Source organism: Stutzerimonas zhaodongensis (assembly GCF_003696365.1).
Taxonomy (GTDB): domain Bacteria; phylum Pseudomonadota; class Gammaproteobacteria; order Pseudomonadales; family Pseudomonadaceae; genus Stutzerimonas; species Stutzerimonas zhaodongensis.
Map to the genome: position 1 here is coordinate 78,776 of NZ_RFFM01000001.1, position 16,541 is coordinate 95,316.

The 16,541-nt window shown below is 61.8% G+C and carries 14 protein-coding genes; 6 read left to right on the forward strand and 8 right to left on the reverse strand.

The window, feature by feature from the left end; translation table 11 throughout:
• Position 1 precedes the first annotated feature (1 nt).
• Positions 2 to 1,198 carry an acyl-CoA dehydrogenase family protein gene (locus tag EA797_RS00390; protein ID WP_122163169.1) on the forward strand — a complete coding sequence of 399 codons (1,197 nt, stop codon included), beginning with the start codon at positions 2 to 4 and terminating at the stop codon, positions 1,196 to 1,198.
• A gap of 12 nt (positions 1,199 to 1,210) precedes the next feature.
• On the forward strand, positions 1,211 to 2,353 hold the full coding sequence (locus EA797_RS00395) for an acyl-CoA dehydrogenase family protein (protein ID WP_122163171.1): 1,143 nt from the start codon (positions 1,211 to 1,213) through the stop codon (positions 2,351 to 2,353).
• Between the two features lie 396 nt (positions 2,354 to 2,749).
• Here EA797_RS00395 and EA797_RS00400 read toward each other — a convergent pair whose 3' ends face one another.
• On the reverse strand, positions 2,750 to 3,634 hold the full coding sequence (locus EA797_RS00400) for an alpha/beta hydrolase family protein (RefSeq protein ID WP_122163173.1): 885 nt from the start codon (positions 3,632 to 3,634) through the stop codon (positions 2,750 to 2,752).
• Between the two features lie 99 nt (positions 3,635 to 3,733).
• Between EA797_RS00400 and EA797_RS00405 the strand changes: the two genes are divergently transcribed.
• Positions 3,734 to 4,315 carry a TetR/AcrR family transcriptional regulator gene (locus EA797_RS00405; protein WP_122163175.1) on the forward strand — a complete coding sequence of 194 codons (582 nt, stop codon included), beginning with the start codon at positions 3,734 to 3,736 and terminating at the stop codon, positions 4,313 to 4,315.
• Positions 4,316 to 4,426: 111 nt separating this feature from the next.
• Here EA797_RS00405 and EA797_RS00410 read toward each other — a convergent pair whose 3' ends face one another.
• Entirely contained in the window at positions 4,427 to 5,209 is a 783-nt protein-coding gene (locus EA797_RS00410) for an IclR family transcriptional regulator (protein WP_122163177.1), read from the reverse strand.
• A gap of 595 nt (positions 5,210 to 5,804) precedes the next feature.
• On the opposite strand from EA797_RS00410, the gene rpmB reads away from it, so the two are divergent.
• Together rpmB and rpmG are read left to right on the forward strand one after the other, a co-directional pair.
• Complete coding sequence (gene rpmB / locus EA797_RS00415; RefSeq protein ID WP_019339373.1) at positions 5,805 to 6,041, forward strand: 50S ribosomal protein L28; 237 nt, start codon at positions 5,805 to 5,807, stop codon at positions 6,039 to 6,041.
• A gap of 11 nt (positions 6,042 to 6,052) precedes the next feature.
• Positions 6,053 to 6,208 carry a 50S ribosomal protein L33 gene (gene rpmG / locus EA797_RS00420; protein ID WP_045423166.1) on the forward strand — a complete coding sequence of 52 codons (156 nt, stop codon included), beginning with the start codon at positions 6,053 to 6,055 and terminating at the stop codon, positions 6,206 to 6,208.
• A 147-nt stretch (positions 6,209 to 6,355) separates the two neighbouring features.
• On the opposite strand, the gene aptA is transcribed toward rpmG, so the two are convergent.
• Positions 6,356 to 7,681, reverse strand: a complete 1,326-nt coding sequence (gene aptA, locus EA797_RS00425; RefSeq protein ID WP_122163179.1) for an omega-aminotransferase AptA — start codon at positions 7,679 to 7,681, stop codon at positions 6,356 to 6,358.
• A 202-nt stretch (positions 7,682 to 7,883) separates the two neighbouring features.
• On the opposite strand from aptA, the gene EA797_RS00430 reads away from it, so the two are divergent.
• The gene (locus EA797_RS00430; protein ID WP_122163181.1) at positions 7,884 to 9,377 is read left to right on the forward strand and encodes an aldehyde dehydrogenase; all 1,494 of its coding nucleotides are present in this window, start codon (positions 7,884 to 7,886) and stop codon (positions 9,375 to 9,377) included.
• 189 nt (positions 9,378 to 9,566) lie between these two features.
• Here EA797_RS00430 and EA797_RS00435 read toward each other — a convergent pair whose 3' ends face one another.
• From EA797_RS00435 to EA797_RS00455, 5 genes are read right to left on the reverse strand one after another with little or no spacing between them, the layout of a single operon-like run.
• On the reverse strand, positions 9,567 to 10,967 hold the full coding sequence (locus EA797_RS00435; RefSeq protein ID WP_122163183.1) for a glycosyltransferase family 2 protein: 1,401 nt from the start codon (positions 10,965 to 10,967) through the stop codon (positions 9,567 to 9,569).
• Complete coding sequence (locus tag EA797_RS00440) at positions 10,964 to 12,088, reverse strand: HEAT repeat domain-containing protein (RefSeq protein ID WP_122163184.1); 1,125 nt, start codon at positions 12,086 to 12,088, stop codon at positions 10,964 to 10,966. Before EA797_RS00440 ends, EA797_RS00435 begins: the two co-directional genes overlap by 4 nt.
• Complete coding sequence (locus EA797_RS00445) at positions 12,078 to 13,220, reverse strand: YaiO family outer membrane beta-barrel protein (protein ID WP_122163186.1); 1,143 nt, start codon at positions 13,218 to 13,220, stop codon at positions 12,078 to 12,080. The genes EA797_RS00440 and EA797_RS00445 overlap by 11 nt, the downstream gene beginning before the upstream one ends.
• On the reverse strand, positions 13,217 to 13,606 hold the full coding sequence (locus tag EA797_RS00450; protein WP_122163188.1) for a response regulator transcription factor: 390 nt from the start codon (positions 13,604 to 13,606) through the stop codon (positions 13,217 to 13,219). Before EA797_RS00450 ends, EA797_RS00445 begins: the two co-directional genes overlap by 4 nt.
• Positions 13,603 to 16,467 carry an ATP-binding protein gene (locus tag EA797_RS00455; protein ID WP_122163190.1) on the reverse strand — a complete coding sequence of 955 codons (2,865 nt, stop codon included), beginning with the start codon at positions 16,465 to 16,467 and terminating at the stop codon, positions 13,603 to 13,605. The genes EA797_RS00450 and EA797_RS00455 overlap by 4 nt, the downstream gene beginning before the upstream one ends.
• Positions 16,468 to 16,541: the final 74 nt, after the last annotated feature.

A 16,541-nucleotide genomic window follows, 5' to 3' on the forward strand; every position in this document is an offset into this window, starting at 1 on the left:
CATGAACGTCAATTACACGGCCGAAGAGCTCGCCTTCCGTGATGAAGTGCGCGCCTTCCTGACAAACGAGCTGCCCGCGGACATCGCCGCCAAGGTCAAGCTCGGCAAGCACATGTCCAAACAGGACCACGAGCGCTGGCAGCAGATTCTGGTCAAGCGCGGCTGGTACGCGCCGGGCTGGCCGGTGGAGCTGGGCGGCACCACCTGGGGCCCGGTGGAGAAACACATTTTCGACGAGGAATGCGCCCAGTTCGGCGCGCCGCGTACCGTACCGTTCGGCGTGAACATGGTCGCGCCAGTGATCATCAAGTTTGGCAACCAGCAGCAGAAGGACCATTACCTGCCGCGCATCCTCTCGGGTGAAGACTGGTGGTGCCAAGGCTACTCCGAGCCGGGCGCTGGTTCCGATCTGGCAAGCCTCAAGACCCGCGCCGTGCGCGATGGCGACCATTATGTGGTCAACGGCCAGAAGACCTGGACCACCCTCGGCCAGCACGCCAACATGATCTTCTGCCTGGTGCGCACCGACCCCGAAGCCCAGCAGCAGCGCGGCATCAGCTTCCTGTTGATCGACATGAAGAGCCCCGGCATCAGCGTGCGGCCGATCATCACCCTGGACGGCGACCATGAGGTCAACGAAGTCTTCTTCGACAACGTCCGCGTCCCCGTGGAGAACCTCGTCGGCGAAGAAAACCAGGGCTGGACCTGCGCCAAGTATCTGCTGACTCACGAGCGCACCGGCCTTGCCGGCATCGGCGCCTCCAAGGCCGCGCTGACGCATCTCAAGCGCATCGCCATGAAGGAAGTCTGCGACGGCAAGCCGATGCTCGAAGACCCGCTGTTCCGCGCTCAGGTGGCGGAGGTCGAAATGCAGCTGATGGCCATCGAGATGAGCACCCTGCGCATCCTCGCTGCGGCGAAGGAGGGTGGCGTACCCGGTGCCGAGTCTTCGATCCTCAAGGTCAAGGGCACGGAGATCCGCCAGGCGATCACTCACCTCTTGCGCAAGGTCATCGGCCCCTATGCGTTGCCGTTTCTTGAAGAGGAGATGCAGCTGGACTACGAAGGCGATCTCTTGCACGCCGACTACAGCGCATCGCTGGCCGGCGACTACTTCAACATGCGCAAGCTGTCGATCTTCGGCGGCTCCAACGAAATCCAGAAGAACATCGTCTCGAAGATGATTCTCGAGCTGTAAGGGGGCACCGCAATGGACTTCAAACTGACTGAAGAGCAGCAGATGCTGCAAGACACCGCTGCGCGTCTGGTGCGCGACGCCTATCCGTTCGAGCAGCGCGAGAAGTTCAGCGAGTCCGAGCTGGGCTTTTCCGCCGAGTTCTGGGGCCAACTGGGCGAGCTGGGCCTGACCGCCGTACCGTTCGCCGAAGAGATCGGCGGCTTTGGCGGCGGCGGCGTGGAAACCATGCTGGTGATGACCGAACTGGGCCGCGGCCTGACGCTGGAGCCCTACCTGCAATCGGTTATCTATGGCGGCGGACTGTTGAACCAGATGGGCAGTGATGCGCAGAAAGAAGATCTGCTGCCGCAGGTCGCGGCCGGTTCGCTGCAACTGGCTGTGGCCTTCGACGAGCCGCAGAGCCACTACAACCTCCACGACGTGCAGACCAAAGCCGAGGCGGTCGACGGCGGCTATCGCTTGTCCGGTCGCAAGGCCGTGGTCATCGGCGGGCACAGTGCCGGGCGGATCATTGTTTCCGCGCGCAGCTCAGGCGACAGCCGCGACGAAGCTGGCATCAGCCTGTTCCTCGTCGACCCGAACGCCCAGGGCGTCAGCCGTCGCGTCTACCCGACCATCGACGGACGTAAGGGCTGCGAGCTGTTCCTCGACAACGTCCAGGTGGGTTCCGATGCCGTGCTTGGCGAAATTGGCAACGCGCTCTCTGCGCTGCGCTACCAGCAGGGTCGCGCCATCGCCGCGCAATGCGCCGACGCGCTGGGTAGCATGGACGAAGCCTGCAAGCTGACCCTCGACTACCTGAAGACGCGCAAGCAGTTCGGCGTGCCGATCGGTAAATTCCAGGTGCTGCAGCACCGCATGGTGGACATGCAGACCGAGCTGGAGCAGGCCACCAGCATGGCGATCCTCGCCGCGACCTTTGCCGACGGCGAAGACAACGACGACCGCCGCCGTATCATCGCCGCCGCCAAGTACATTTGCGCCCGCGCCGCACGCAAGGTGGCCGAGGAAGCGATCCAGCTGCACGGCGGCATCGGCATGACCTGGGAATACAACCTCGCCCACCACGCCAAGCGTCTTGTGATGATCGCCCACCAGTTCGGTGACGATGACCATCACCTGAAGGCGTACGCTAAGTTGATGCAGGTGGCGTAACGTCCCACTCGCGACACCACGACCGGGCCCTATGGCCCGGTCTTCTTTTAGGCATTCCTTCTTAAGATGCGGCGAGCGGCCTCCGCCTTATCGCAGCGTCGGGACGCAGGTGGTGGGCTTCCTCACCCTACGGCTTGGGTTTGGACTACTCCGATGTTCTTTGTGTAGGAGCCAGCTTGCTGGCGATCAATGCTCCCTTGCAGCCCGGATCGCCAGCAGGCTGGCTCCTACAAGGGCTAGCGGCCCGCGACAATCGCACGATTCCAACGTGCAGCGGATCTAGGCTGAGTCAGCGTTGTGGGACAGAGAAAGCTGATCACTGCGCGGCTGGCGTGCCAATTGGTGCCTTGATCGATAAGTTGCGCCGGGCTGGCGGCCGTTTCGAATGCGTCTTTTTCACGCAACCGCCTGATCACGCTCAACGGACAGCTCCGGTAGCAGATAGTTGGTCCAGAGCGTCGGTGCGAATGATTCCCGAAAGAATCCGAAGTGGCCGATGCGATCGGCGCCCACTTCAATCGGGGCGATGCGGCGCATGGTCTTCGGTGCGCAGGTATAGAAGCCGTGCAGCGATTCGGTGTTGCGTGCCGACATCATCTCGTCGTCCGTGAATGACAATGACGTCAGGGGTGTCTTTACCGCTGCAAAGGCGCTACGCACGGATTCTCCCTCTACGCCGAGCAGATAGTCCGGATGCAGGCACCAGCGGCGCCACTGGCGAATGACACCAGCCGGCAGGTCGCCAACCGCGCCGATCTTGTCGCCGGGGAAATAGCCAGCGGCGGCAGTCAGTACCGGAGCCAGCCCGTGCCACAGCAGCCAGGCTTTGCGTCGAATCTGTGGGCTGTTCTCGCGCCAGTAGCCGCTGCCCGCCGCGATGGTCACGATTCGGGTAAGCCGTTCGTGGCCTTCGGCGATGGGCAGGATCTGTGCACCGACGCTATGACCGATCCAGAACAGGGGCAGCTCGTCGGCTGCGTCCGCAACTGCTGCCAGCATCGCGCTGCAATCGTGTCGAGCCCAGTCGAGAATGTCGACCTTGAGCTGGCGCAACGGCACCTGACGGGAGCGGCCCATGCCGAGATAGTCGAACGTGACGACCAAGTAGCCACAGTCCGCTAGCCAGCTGGCGAAAGCGGCGTAGAAGCGCTGCCTGACGCCCATCGCCGGGGCAATCAATACGGCGCCCCGTGGCGCATCGCTTGGCCGGTACCAAAAGCTGGACAGCAGGTGGCCATTGCCGTTATCGATTGAGCGCTCTTGAGCCTGTATCGTCGCCATCTTGTTGTTCTCCGCACTTTTTGGATTGTCGCGATCAGTGCAGTATACGAACAGTGGAAGATAATTCTAGAACATTATTCTAGTCAGTTTGGAGGCCGGATGGCTCGTAGTAGTCGCAAGCAGGAAATTCTCCGGGCCGCGCTCGCATGCTTTACCGAGTTCGGGGTAGAGGCGACCACCATCGAGATGATTCGTGACCGTTCCGGCGCCAGCATCGGCAGCCTTTACCACCACTTCGGTAACCGCGAAAAGATCATCGCTGCGCTTTATCTGGAGGGCATCGGCGAATATGCCGCCCTGCTGGAGTCTGGTCTGATTGAAACACTGGACGCCGAAGCGTGCGTCAGGCTCTTCGTGACCAGCTACATCGACTGGGTTGCGGCTAACCCGGATTGGGCACGCTTTGTCTTGCATAACCGTGGGCGAGTCGAGGCGGGTGAGATGGGCGAGCGGCTGCGCGAGGTCAATCAGATCCATGGCGAACGGGTCAGCGCCATCTTGCGTCGGCACCGCGACAGCGGCGCCTTTCGTAGAATGCCGGGTGACTGCTTTCTAGCCGTGGTAATCGGGCCCTGCCATGACCTGGCGCGAAACTGGCTGGCTGGGCGTTCGCGTACCGCATTGGCGGATTGCCGCGACCTGCTCGCAGACATCGCTTGGGCCAGCGTCAGAGCGCAGTGAACGCCGTCGGATCTTTAATAAGGCAGAGGGTCTTATAAAAAGTAATTAGCGCACCCAACGCCGACACTTGCGACTGCGCTCATGCGGCGTTTGGATAAGTTGCTCACGCGATCAGACGCCCAGGCTTTCGATGTCGCGTGCGAGCATTTCCAACTGATGAGCCAACGAGCCGCGGAGCGTTTCTTCGCTGAGCTGGAACGAAGGAGCACCGCAGGTCAGTGCCATGATGCTGCCGTCGGCCAAATGCAGCGGCACGCCGGCAGCCATGACATTACGGTCCCAGTCACCAAGAGACAGGCAGAAACCGTGCTGGCGGAACTCGGCAAAGGACTCCTCCAGCGACTGCTTCATTGTTGCCCATTCATCCCCGTATTTGGCTTGCAGCGCGGCCATCAGATGTTCGCGCTCTTTATCGGGGGTGCCCGCGAGAAAAGCTCGGCCCGCCGCGGTGGTAGCCAGAGGCAGACGCACCCCGGCATCCATGCGCAGCGTCGACACCTCGGCCGGACGGCAATTTTCGATATAGATCATCGAAAGCCGATCACGGCAGGTGAGGCCGACAGAGGTATTGGTGCGACGGGAAAACTCGTCCATGTAGGGCTTGGCCAGCTGACGCACACGCAGGTTGGAGACGTAGGCGTATCCCAGCGCCAGAACGCCCGAGTCGAGCTGGTATTTCTCCAGCTGCTGGGAGTAACTGAGGTAGCCGAGTTTGGTCAGGGTGTAGGTCATGCGCGAGACCGTAGGCTTGGGCAGCCCGGTGATGCGTGCGATGTCCTGGTTACCCATCACTACCGAGCCGTGGGTGAAGGCGCGCAGAACATCCAGGCCTCGGGAAAGCGCCTCGACGAACTTGCGATCTTTGGGATTCTCGATGTCTTCAACGTCGCTCATGGTGATATCAGTCTGTGTAATAGTGGGCAGCGGGGCGGCACGATAGCAGATCGCCTTTATTACCTGCTGTGAAGCTGGCCAGACGAGCTTCCTAATGCTGCCGGTGCGGAAGTTGTGCTTAATGGTAGCTTAAAAATTAAATACTTATTTCGCACAGCAAAACAAATGTTCGCTATTCGACTTGAGCAATAGGGCCAGATGTGAAACCTGATGTAGGGTGCCACTTTATTGCTGCTGGTTTGCGTGACTGTGCTTGCCGCTATGACCGCTGAATCGGACCCCTGCTTTCGAGTTCTATAAAGGTGCGTGGATTTTAAGGGGCTCCCGAGCGACGAACGGCGAAGTGGGTGAGATGTAGACAACTCAGCCTGTAGAGCCCGAGCGGTATTTAGCAACGCTGCAAAAAGTCAATCCGAGCTTGTTGCTCTGGAGGCTTTCTGATATAAAGCAGCGCTCTTTTCTAGGGGCCCGGTTTCTTCGCTTGCCGCGTAGCCGGTAAGACCCCAACGAAACGTGGCGCTGAGCGCCAAATGACTAGTGAATTCAAGCGGCCAACCCATGCCGGGTTGGGCATGTGGTTTTAGAGGGCTGAGGCATGTCGAGAGTCTGTCAAGTTACCGGTAAGGGTCCGGTAACCGGGAACAACATTTCCCACGCGAACAACAAAACCCGTCGTCGTTTTCTGCCGAACCTGCAGCATCACCGCTTCTGGGTCGAGTCCGAGAACCGCTTCGTACGTCTGCGCCTGACTGCCAAAGGCATGCGCGTTATCGACAAGCGCGGCATCGACGCCGTTCTGGCTGAACTCCGCGCTCGCGGCGAAAAGGTTTAAGGAGAACTATCATGCGTGACCTGATCCGTTTGGTGTCCAGCGCCGGTACCGGCCATTTCTACACCACCGACAAGAACAAGCGTACCACTCCCGACAAGATCGAAATCAAGAAGTACGATCCTGTCGTGCGTAAGCACGTGATGTACAAGGAAGCCAAGATCAAGTAATTGATCGGCCCTTGAAGAAAAACCCGCCAATCGGCGGGTTTTTTCGTTTCTGCGGTAGCGTATTTAGGCGGGAGGTGCCTTGGACGCATTTCTCTCTGCGTCTCCAAAGCCAAACGTTCATGTTACGTCGCTGCGGTAAACGCTCGCTCAAGCCGCCTTGCGAATGGCATCAGCCAAACGCTCGATCATCGCGTCAATGTGCTCGCGCTCGACGATCAGTGCCGGTGACAGGGCGACGGTGTCACCGCTGGCGCGGGCTAGCAGACCGTCGTCGAAACACTGGCGGAACACTTCATAGCCGCGTTTGCCGGCGCCGTCCGCATGGGGCGCGAACTGAATGCCTGCAACCAGGCCGACCGTGCGGATATCAGTTACGTTCGGCAGCCCCTGCAGGCTGAATAGCGCGTCCTGCCAGTAGCTTTCGATCTCGATTGCTTTCTGGAACAGGTTCTCGCGCCTATAGATCTCCTGGGTTGCCAGGGCAGCGGCGCAGGCCACTGGATGTCCGGAATAGGTGTAGCCGTGGAAAAACTCGATGACGCTTTCCGGCCCCTGCATGAAGGCGTCGTGGATGGTTTCGTTGACGAACACCGCGCCCATGGGGATCGCGCCATTGGTAAGGCCCTTGGCACAGGTGAGGATGTCCGGTGTGACACCCCAGCGTTGCGCGGCAAAGGCCTCGCCAACGCGCCCGAAGCCCGTGATGACCTCATCGAATATCAGCAGGATGCCGTACTTTTGGGTGATCTCGCGCAAGCGCTGTAGATAGCCTTTGGGCGGGAGGATTACCCCAGCTGAACCGGACATGGGTTCGACGATGACGGCCGCGATATTTTCCGCACCATGCAGAGTGACCAGACGTTCCAGCTCATCGGCTCGTTCGGCGCCATGCTCGGGCAGACCGCGGCTGAACGCGTTGCGTTGAACGTCGAGTGTATGCGGCAGGTGGTCGACACCCGGCAACAGCGCGCCGAATGCCTTCCGGTTGTTGGCCATGCCGCCAACCGAAATGCCGCCGAAGCCAACGCCGTGGTAAGCCAGCTCACGGCCGATCAGGCGAGTGCGGCTGCCCTGGCCGATGGCACGCTGGTACGCCAGCGCAATTTTCAAGGCGGTGTCGGCGGACTCGGATCCCGAATTGGTGAAGAACAGACGATTAAGCCCGGCCGGGCTGATCTGTGCGAGCCGCCCGGCCAGTTCGAAGGGCAGCGGATGGCCCATCTGGAAAGTCGGCGCGAAATCCATCTGCGCGATCTGTCGGCTCACCGCCTCGCTGATCTCGCGCCGGCCATGACCGGCATTGCAACACCACAGACCCGCGGTCCCGTCGATCACCTGGCGCCCGTCGGTGTCTGTGTAATACATGCCCTCTGCACGCTCCAGCATGCGCGGATTGCCTTTGAACTGCCGGTTTGCGGTGAAGGGCATCCAGAAATGTTCGGCGGAAGCAGTGAGGTGCGGCTGGTTGGCCATGGCAAGCTCCGGCAAGACGGCGGTTTCGGCGACTATGCTGTAGCGCGACGTAACCGAGCGCCCAGCGGTTTCGGCGAGTCTATGTTTAATAAAACGAACAAAACAAGGCAGAAAACCTTGCTTTCGTAAAAAATATTGATAGCCCGGGCGTCGCTGGTTTAGGGTGCCTTTCTGATTATTCGACAGATACTGAGGACGCCCCATGACCACCCTGACTCTCGCCGACTGGCAACAGCGTGCCCGCGACCTGCGCATCGAAGGGCGGGCCTTCATCCAGGGCGAATACACCACATCCAGTGCTGGCGCCAGCTTCGACTGCATCAGCCCGATCGATGGGCGGGTGCTGGCGCAGGTGGCCAGCTGTGACGAGGCCGATGCCAACCGCGCGGTGATCAGTGCACGTATGGCCTTCGAGTCCGGAGCTTGGTCGCGGATGGCACCGGCCAAGCGTAAGGCGACCATGATCCGTTTTGCCAATCTCCTCCAAAGCAATGCCGAAGAGCTGGCGTTGCTGGAAACCCTGGACATGGGCAAGCCCATCAGCGATTCGCTGAACATCGACATCCCCGGATCAGCCAACGCCCTGCGCTGGTCCGGCGAGGCGATCGACAAGATCTACGACGAAGTCGCGGCCACCCCGCATGACCAGATCGGTATGGTCACCCGCGAGCCAGTGGGCCTGGTGGCAGCCATCGTGCCCTGGAACTTCCCACTGATGATGGCCTGCTGGAAGCTCGGCCCGGCGCTGGCGACAGGCAATTCGGTGGTGCTCAAGCCGTCCGAGAAATCGCCACTGACCGCCATCCGCGTCGCGCAGCTGGCCATAGAGGCGGGCATTCCGGCAGGCGTACTCAACGTGCTGCCGGGCTACGGCCACACTGTTGGCAAGGCGCTGGCGCTGCACATGGATGTCGATACGCTGGTCTTCACTGGTTCCACGCGCGTCGCCAAGCAGCTGATGATCTATGCCGGCGAGTCGAACATGAAGCGTGTCTGGCTTGAGGCGGGCGGCAAAAGCCCGAACATCGTTTTTGCCGATGCGCCCGATCTGCAGGCAGCGGCCCAGTCAGCCGCCAGCGCCATTGCATTCAACCAGGGCGAGGTCTGCACCGCGGGCTCGCGGCTGCTGGTCGAGAGTTCGGTCAAGGAGCGTTTCCTGCCGATGGTGGTCGAGGCGCTCAAGGGTTGGAAGCCGGGAAATCCGCTGGATCCGGCTACCAACGTCGGCGCGCTGGTCGATACTCAGCAGCTCGATACAGTGCTCGGCTACATCGAGGCCGGTCGCAACGACGGCGCGCAGGTACTGATCGGCGGGCAGCGGACCATGCAGGAGACCGGGGGGCTCTATGTCGAGCCGACCATCTTCGACGGCGTCAGTAATGCAATGAAGATCGCGCGGGAAGAGATTTTCGGCCCGGTGCTTTCGGTGATCACCTTTGATACGGCGGCCGAAGCGGTGTCCATCGCCAATGACACACCCTACGGCCTAGCCGCTGCGGTGTGGACGGCCGACCTGTCCAAGGCGCACCTGACGGCGAAGGCACTACGTGCGGGCAGCGTCTGGGTCAATCAGTACGACGGCGGTGACATGACCGCGCCATTCGGCGGCTTCAAGCAGTCCGGTAACGGTCGCGACAAGTCGCTGCATGCGTTCGACAAGTACACCGAGCTCAAGGCGACATGGATAAAGCTGTAAAGCAGCTGCATGCAGTAAGGTGGATGTCGCTTTTACATCCACCCTGGCTCGATTGGCGGATCGCCGAGGCGTGATCCCCCTCATAGGGACGAACGAGTTCTCGACCGATACCAGTCGTAGAAGGCGTTGAGCGAAGCGATACCCATCAAACCGGGACGCACGACGGGTATCGCAGGTCCTCCCTGCCTATTACTGCCCCCACGTTCCGCTGCGGCGCATCGCGCCCCACTGATGCTTGCGACGCGAGAACCACTGCCAGAGCCCGCGGCATCGCCAGAGGGTGTTCAACTGGCGATAGCCGAAGTTTTCCAGCACCGCCATAAGGAACAGCCGCAGCATGTCGCGGCGGCGTTCGTATACGCGGAACGACATGGTCTCCAATAACAGCCCGTTTACCGATAGCAGGATGCCCATTCCGATGGCCACCAACAGGAACGCCGTGAGCGCCGCGTAAGACACTACGCCCAGCACGAACCCGCCGATCATGAAGCCGTAGCCGACCAGCTCGATCAGTGGGCCCAGCCATTCGAACAGCGCCATGAATGGCCAGGCCAGCCAGCCGGGCGCGCCGCCGCGCAGACTGAAGGCGAGGCGGGCGTGGCGGCTTAGGCTTTCGGCCAGTCCCCGTTGCCAACGGCTCCGCTGGCGCCCCAGGGTGCCGAGGTCTTCGGGGCATTCGGTCCAGCAGATAGGATCGGGCAGGTAACGTATGCGGTAGGGAATGCGTTTTTCCCTGTGATAGCGATGCAGCCGCACCACCAGTTCCATGTCTTCGCCGACGGTGTCGGTGCGATAGCCGCCTACGTCCATCACCCTTTCCTTGTCGAACAGGCCGAAGGCGCCGGAGATGATCAGCACCGCATTCATCGGCGACCAGCCAAGGCGGCCAAACAGGAAGGCGCGCAGGTATTCGACGATCTGGAAGCGCGCCAGCCAGTTGCTCGGAAGGCCCGCGCGGATCAGAAACCCACCGCGAACCTCTGAGCCATTGGCGATTCGCACGGTGCCACCAGCTGCAACGGTCCGTTCGTCTTCGAGGAAGGGTTGGACGACGCGTAGCAGGCTGTCGCGCTGGAGAATGGAATCGGCGTCGACCCCACAGAACAGTCCGTGTCGGGCGGCATTGATGCCGGCATTCAATGCGTCGGCCTTGCCCCCGTTGGCCTTGTCGATCACCCGCAGATTGGCGTAACGGCGCGAACGGTAGATGGCTTGAACGGGTTGGTGCGTGACCGCCTGGCGCAATGGCTCAGGGTGCGGGACCAGTTCGAACTCATCGATCAGCACGGCGAGGGTGTTGTCCTTGGAGCCGTCGTTGATCACGACCACCTCGAACTCCGGATACTGCAATTGCAGCATCGAGCGCACCGAGGTGCGAATGGTCGCCTCTTCGTTGAATGCCGGCATCAGTACCGATACCGGCGGTTCCACGCCGAGATAAGGCGCTATCTCACCGGTTTCTGCTCGTTGGCGGATATAGCCCATGAGGCTGACCATCGAGAGCACGTTGAGCAGCAGGTACATGCCATTGAGCGACAGGAAGTAAAGAATGAACCCCAGTTGCAGCCACCACAGCCAATCAAAGCTCACCGCCGCACCTCCGCGATGGCCCGGCGCAGCGCGTCCTGCCCGTAACGATCTTCCACTTTCGCCAGCAATTCCTGCAGCCTTTCAGGGGTGACGCCGGGTAGCGTTGCCAGGCTATCAGCAGCAGCCTGGCGAACCCACCAGCTTGAGTCGGCCAGTAATGGCAGGAACAATTCGCTGTCTTCATTGCGCGCCTGTTTGTGCAGCGCCTGGAGAGCCGCCAGCCTGACGTTGGAATCATTGTGCTGAACCGCACGCTGCAACCGGACGCGATCACGTGGATCGCCCAGTTCGCAGAGGCACCGTAATGCCACCTGCAGCTGCTCCGGTGCGGCATCTTCTTCGAGTCGAGCGCGCGCCCAAGGCGCCGCATGACGTGGATCGCCATGAACCAGCAGCGGGATCAGCCGTTCGCGGCGTGGGTCTTCGGAGCCGGCCAATGCGATCAGCAGGGGCAGGGTGACTGCCTGCTCGCCAGATTGTTGGCAAAGATTGGCCAGCCGTGGCAATGCCCAGTCGAGGCGCGTCACGGCGGCTGGCAGGATCAGCTGCATTGCGCGGGCCGCGTCCATGGCGATCAGCGTCTGTGCGGCAGAGAGCGAGACGACGACGTTGCGGTTCATCAGCAAGGGCTGAACCGCATCCCAATAACCTTGATCGGCCAGGTGTCGCAGGCAGGTCAGCCCGATCAGCTTTCCGCGTACCCGCCCCCCCAACAAAGCCCGGGCATGACGGTCCATGCCGAGTGCGATGAGTGCGCGATTCATCCGCTCTCGCGCGGCGCCGCGCAGCTGCAGTTGAGTCTTGTTCCACTGCAACAGAAACCATAGCTGCCGGCTGCGCGGCAGCGCAGGTACCGGCTCGGGCAGCTCGTCACCCAAGCTGCACAAGGCAAAGAACGGCCGCCATTGATCATTGAACAGCTGTCGCCGTGATGCACGGCGGCGAGCGACTTCGCCCAGCAGCATGACCTGGATCATGACCAGCAGGGTGAGGGCGCCCAGCCCCAATGCGCAATAAAGGGCCAGCTGGAGCATGCCGTCCTCCGGCCAGATGGCCAGCACGGCATTGCGTGGCGCCTCGCAGAGCCAGGCGGGACAGCTGATCGTCAGATCAGAAAGCATGACGCAGGCCGAGCTGCAGCCAGCGCCGCGTGTAGTAGTCTCCCTGGCGGTGCTGCCCGACTTCCCAGGTCAGTGCCCAGCGATCGTCCAGCCAGTGACGGCCTTGCAGGCTAAGTGCGCGCACGTCACTGGTGATCAGTTGCTGTTCCTCGACAGCTTCCTCTTCACCAACGGTAACCCGCACGCCCGCATAGCTGAGCCCCTGATAGTAGTAATCCAATGCCAGATCATGGCCAATGGGTGTGCCGGCATTGGCTACATCCGTGACGTTGAGGGTGTATCCCGCGCGCCACGAATCCCAGTAGCGCTCGGCGCTGAGTGCCAGCCGATCCACGCGGGTGGTTTCGTACTGGGTGCGCCGGACGCTCGCCGCGCCGAGAAAGCCTGCCGGCAAGCGGCGCTGCAGGCGCAGATCGGCATGCCATTCGGGCAGGAAATAGGGCGAGGGCTGATATCCGACTTCCGGCTGCAATGTCCAATTGTCATCCAGTGCGATGACCGCGCCTGCCTCGACGCCGTTGTCCCATTCGCCGAAGCGCTGTTCGCGCAGCAGCGCGCCATACCAGCCGAGGCCTTCGGGTTGCGTCGACGAGTAATCCAGGCGTTGACTGCGCCAGTTGTCGAAGCCATTGTCGAGCCAGTCCTGGCGGGCCGACAGTTCGAGCTCATGGCGACGTTGTGCGGGCGCCGCGGCCAGTGGAGCGGTAGCACTCACCGGCGAGGTCAACGCTGCGCGTGCCTGCTGCATCACCTGTTGCACTTCGAGATAGTCCGGCGCGACTTCCGCCGCCCGCTCCAACGAGGTCAGTGCAGCCTGCGGCTGGCCTGCCCATAGCAGTGCCTGGCCATGACCTAACAGGTAATCGGCGTTGTCGGGTTCGCGTTGCAGCAAAAGCTTATACAGCGCCAGTGCCTGTTCGGGTCTGCCTTGCCAGGCGCGCACTCGAGCCAGGAGGAATTGCGCTTCGCTGTCGTCGGGTTGACGCGCCAGGTGCGTCTCAAGCGTCGCTTCGGCGGCGTCGAGCTGCTGGGCGTCCACCTGCCGTTGTGCGGTGGCGACTTCCGCAGCGGCCAGCGAGGGGGTGATAAGAAATGGGAGGACCAGGGCCAGCGCCGGCAGCAGTCGGCTCATCGCGGTCTCCTCAACAGGCGACGGATGCGCGCCAGCAGTTCCTCCGGTTGAAAGGGCTTGGTCACGTAATCATCTGCGCCCAACTCCAGCGCACGGACGATGTCGACTTCGCGCGCCTTGGCGGTGAGCATCAGCACTGGCACGCTTTCCCAGCCCGGTTGGGCGCGTAGCCGCTCGATCAGCTCAAGACCGTCGTGATAGGGCAGCATGATGTCCATCAAGGTCAGGTCGGGCGGGTTGGAAGAGGTGATCTTCTCGATGGCCTGGCGCCCATCGGCAGCGTGATCGACGATGAAGCCGTGTCGCTCGAGCATAAAGCGGATGAGGAAGGCGATGTCTTCCTCATCCTCTACCATCAGTATGCGCTGGCTAGCGGGATCGCTCATGCATTGACCTCATTGGATTCTTGGACTTGGCCGGGCGGCCAGTGGTGAAGCAGCTGCTGGATCAGCGCGGCAAGCTCGTCGCCGTCATGGCGCGACTTCACCAGTTGGCGCAAGGCCAGGCGGCTGTCATGCACTGGCGCGTCCAGCGCGGAGAAGATGATCACTGGTGGCGGGGGAACGGTCTGGGCCAGCTTATCGAAGAGCTCACTTCCGTCTCCATCGGGGAGCATCAGATCGATGATGGCGAGGTCGTAGCGTTGCTCGTCGAGCAGGCTGCGGGCTTCGGCCAGTGTGGCGGCACCTTCAAGATCAATTTCCAATGGCTCGACCAACCGAGCCAGCAGCACGCGAAGGTCTTCGTCGTCCTCTACATGCAGGATTCTGGGCCGCGTGCCGCTGCTATTCAGGCACGCGCGCACCACGTCCATGACGCGCGAAGGGTCGACCGGCTTGTGCAGCCAGTCGATGACACCTACCGCCCCGCCGCGAAGGACGCCATCGTCATTGTCGCGGCGCTGTGGCTGCAGGCTGACGATCAGGACGGGTAGATGACGATAGGCGTTCTGGCTGCGCAGGCTCTGCAGGAAGGAAATGCTGTCCTCGTCGCTCAGCGCCGGGCTGAGAGTCAGGGCCTGGATGCTGAATTCGCCCAGCAGCTCGCGCGCCTGAGCCGCTGTGCTGGCGACCAGGGTGGCGTAGCCGTGTTGCTGCAAGGTGCTGGCCAGCTGTTCGGCCGCCGACGTATCAGGTTCGAGGACCAGAATCCGTGCAGCGGAATGGGCGGGGGCTGGGTGCGTCGCTGTGGCTGCCACGTTGGGCTGTGCCTCAGCTGGCGCCAGGGGCAGCCTGATCCAGAACCGAGTGCCTCGGGCTTGCTGTGAATCGAAGCCGATCCGCCCGTTCATCTGTTGCACCAGCGAGCGGGTGATCGCCAGGCCCAGCCCTGTGCCGCCGCGCTTGCGGGCATCGGACGAATCGGCCTGAGCAAAACGCTCGAAGATGCGTGAGCGGAATTCTTCCGGGATGCCTGGGCCCTGATCCTGTACCCCGATCTCGAGCCCGCTGCCATCGCTGCGTAACGCGACGCTGACCACCCCACCGGCAGGCGAATGCTTGATCGCATTGGACAACAGGTTGGCCATAACCTGGGCGAAGCGGTCCGGGTCCACATTTACGTGAACTTGAGTGGAGGCCGCCGGTGTGTCGAGTGCGAGGCTGATGCCGTACTCGTCTGCGTAGGGTTTGAGATCGATCAGCGCCTGCTCGGCCAGCTCCCGGGCGTCGCAGCGGGTGAAGTGGAACGGCAGGCGCCCGGCCTCCAGTTTCTCGATATCGAGAATATCGTTGATCAGGCGGACCAGCCGTTCGCTGTTCTTGTGAGCGATGTCGAGCAGTGGTCGGGCACTGTCACCGATATCGCCAGCAACGCCGCCGACCAGCATGCCCAGGGCGCCGCGAATGGCGGTGAGGGGTGTCCTTAGTTCATGGCTGACCGTGGAAATGAATTCGGTCTTCATCTGCTCCATGCGGCGCCGCAGAGACATGTCGACTGCAACGGTCACTACGTAACAGGCGCCGCTGGAGATGGTCATGGGTCGCTTGACCACTTGCAGCCATCGCTCCTGGCCGAGACCATCGGTCAACCCCACCTCGGTGATTCGCAGTTCGCCGCTACCGCAAAGCAGATCGGCTTCGCCCTGCAGCAGCGGCAGCAAACGCTGCGCGCCGGCCAGCTCGTCTGCACGATGGCCTTCGATGGCTTCCGGGCGGCTGTCGAGTAGCGTGGCAAAAGCGCTGTTGCACAGAAGAAAGCGACCCTGGTCGTCGCGCACGAAGATCATGTTCTCGTCTGTGTCCACGACCCGCCGCAGGAATACTTTCTGGTCTTCGAGCGTATCGCGGCTGCGCTGCAGCTCTGTGACATCGCGGGCAATGGCCAGATGATCACCTAGGCCGGTGGGCACCAGGCGAACCTCGAATGTTCGCTGGCAATCCACTTCGCACCAAGTGGTCTGGTGCAGCTGCAGCGAGTTGTCGGCCTGTTCCTGCAGGCTCACCAGTAGCGGCTCGATTGCCGCGGGCGCCGGAGCGCGGCTGTCGTTCGCCTGCGACAGTGCGGTGATCCTTCCTTGCTTGCCGATGGCGTAGAGGTTATCCGGAATAGCTTGCAGCAGCGCACCCAGGCGGGCCTCGCCGGCCTGTGCCTTGACCGCCAGTGCCTGACGAATCCGCAGATTGCGATTGATCGCCCACATGGCGGCCAGAAACAGCGCGGCCACCATCAGGCTACCAATTACGGCCAGCTGCCGGCTGCGTTCGATGGTTTCGGACAAATCGCGATTGGACGTAGCCAGCAGCAGACGTTCGCGTTGCTCGACCGCGTCCAGAAGTGCCCGCAGGTTCTCCATGATCTGCTTGCCACCGGCCTGCTTGAGGCGCTCGGCGGCTGCTTGCAACCCCGCGTCACGCCGGGCCTGGATGTTGCCGGCGGCGATGATCAGGCGTTCGGAGATGTTCCTGTCTAGCTCCTCGAACCAGCGATCATCCGGGTACTCCCGATCCTTGAGCGTCATCTGCAGGGCGCGACGGTGCTCTTCGAGCTGCATCAGGCCGAGCTCGTAGGGTTCCAGATAGTCTTGCTCACCCGTCAGCACGAAGCCACGCGAGCCGGTCTCGATGTTCTGCAGCGACGAGAGCATCTCTTGAGTGGCAGTGATGATTTCCAGGCTGTGACTGACCGATTGATTGGTCGCCAGTACTGCTTCCTGGGTGCGCTTACCCTGCCAGCCGAGCGCGACAAGCACCAGGAAGGCGAACAGGAACGCCAGCGAATGCCAACTTATCGCAGGTTTTGCAGACAAAACCGGAACTCCTTACGCCGGTTAAATGACACGTGCAGCGATGCGATTGATTCGAAGCTGCAGACTCGAAACCA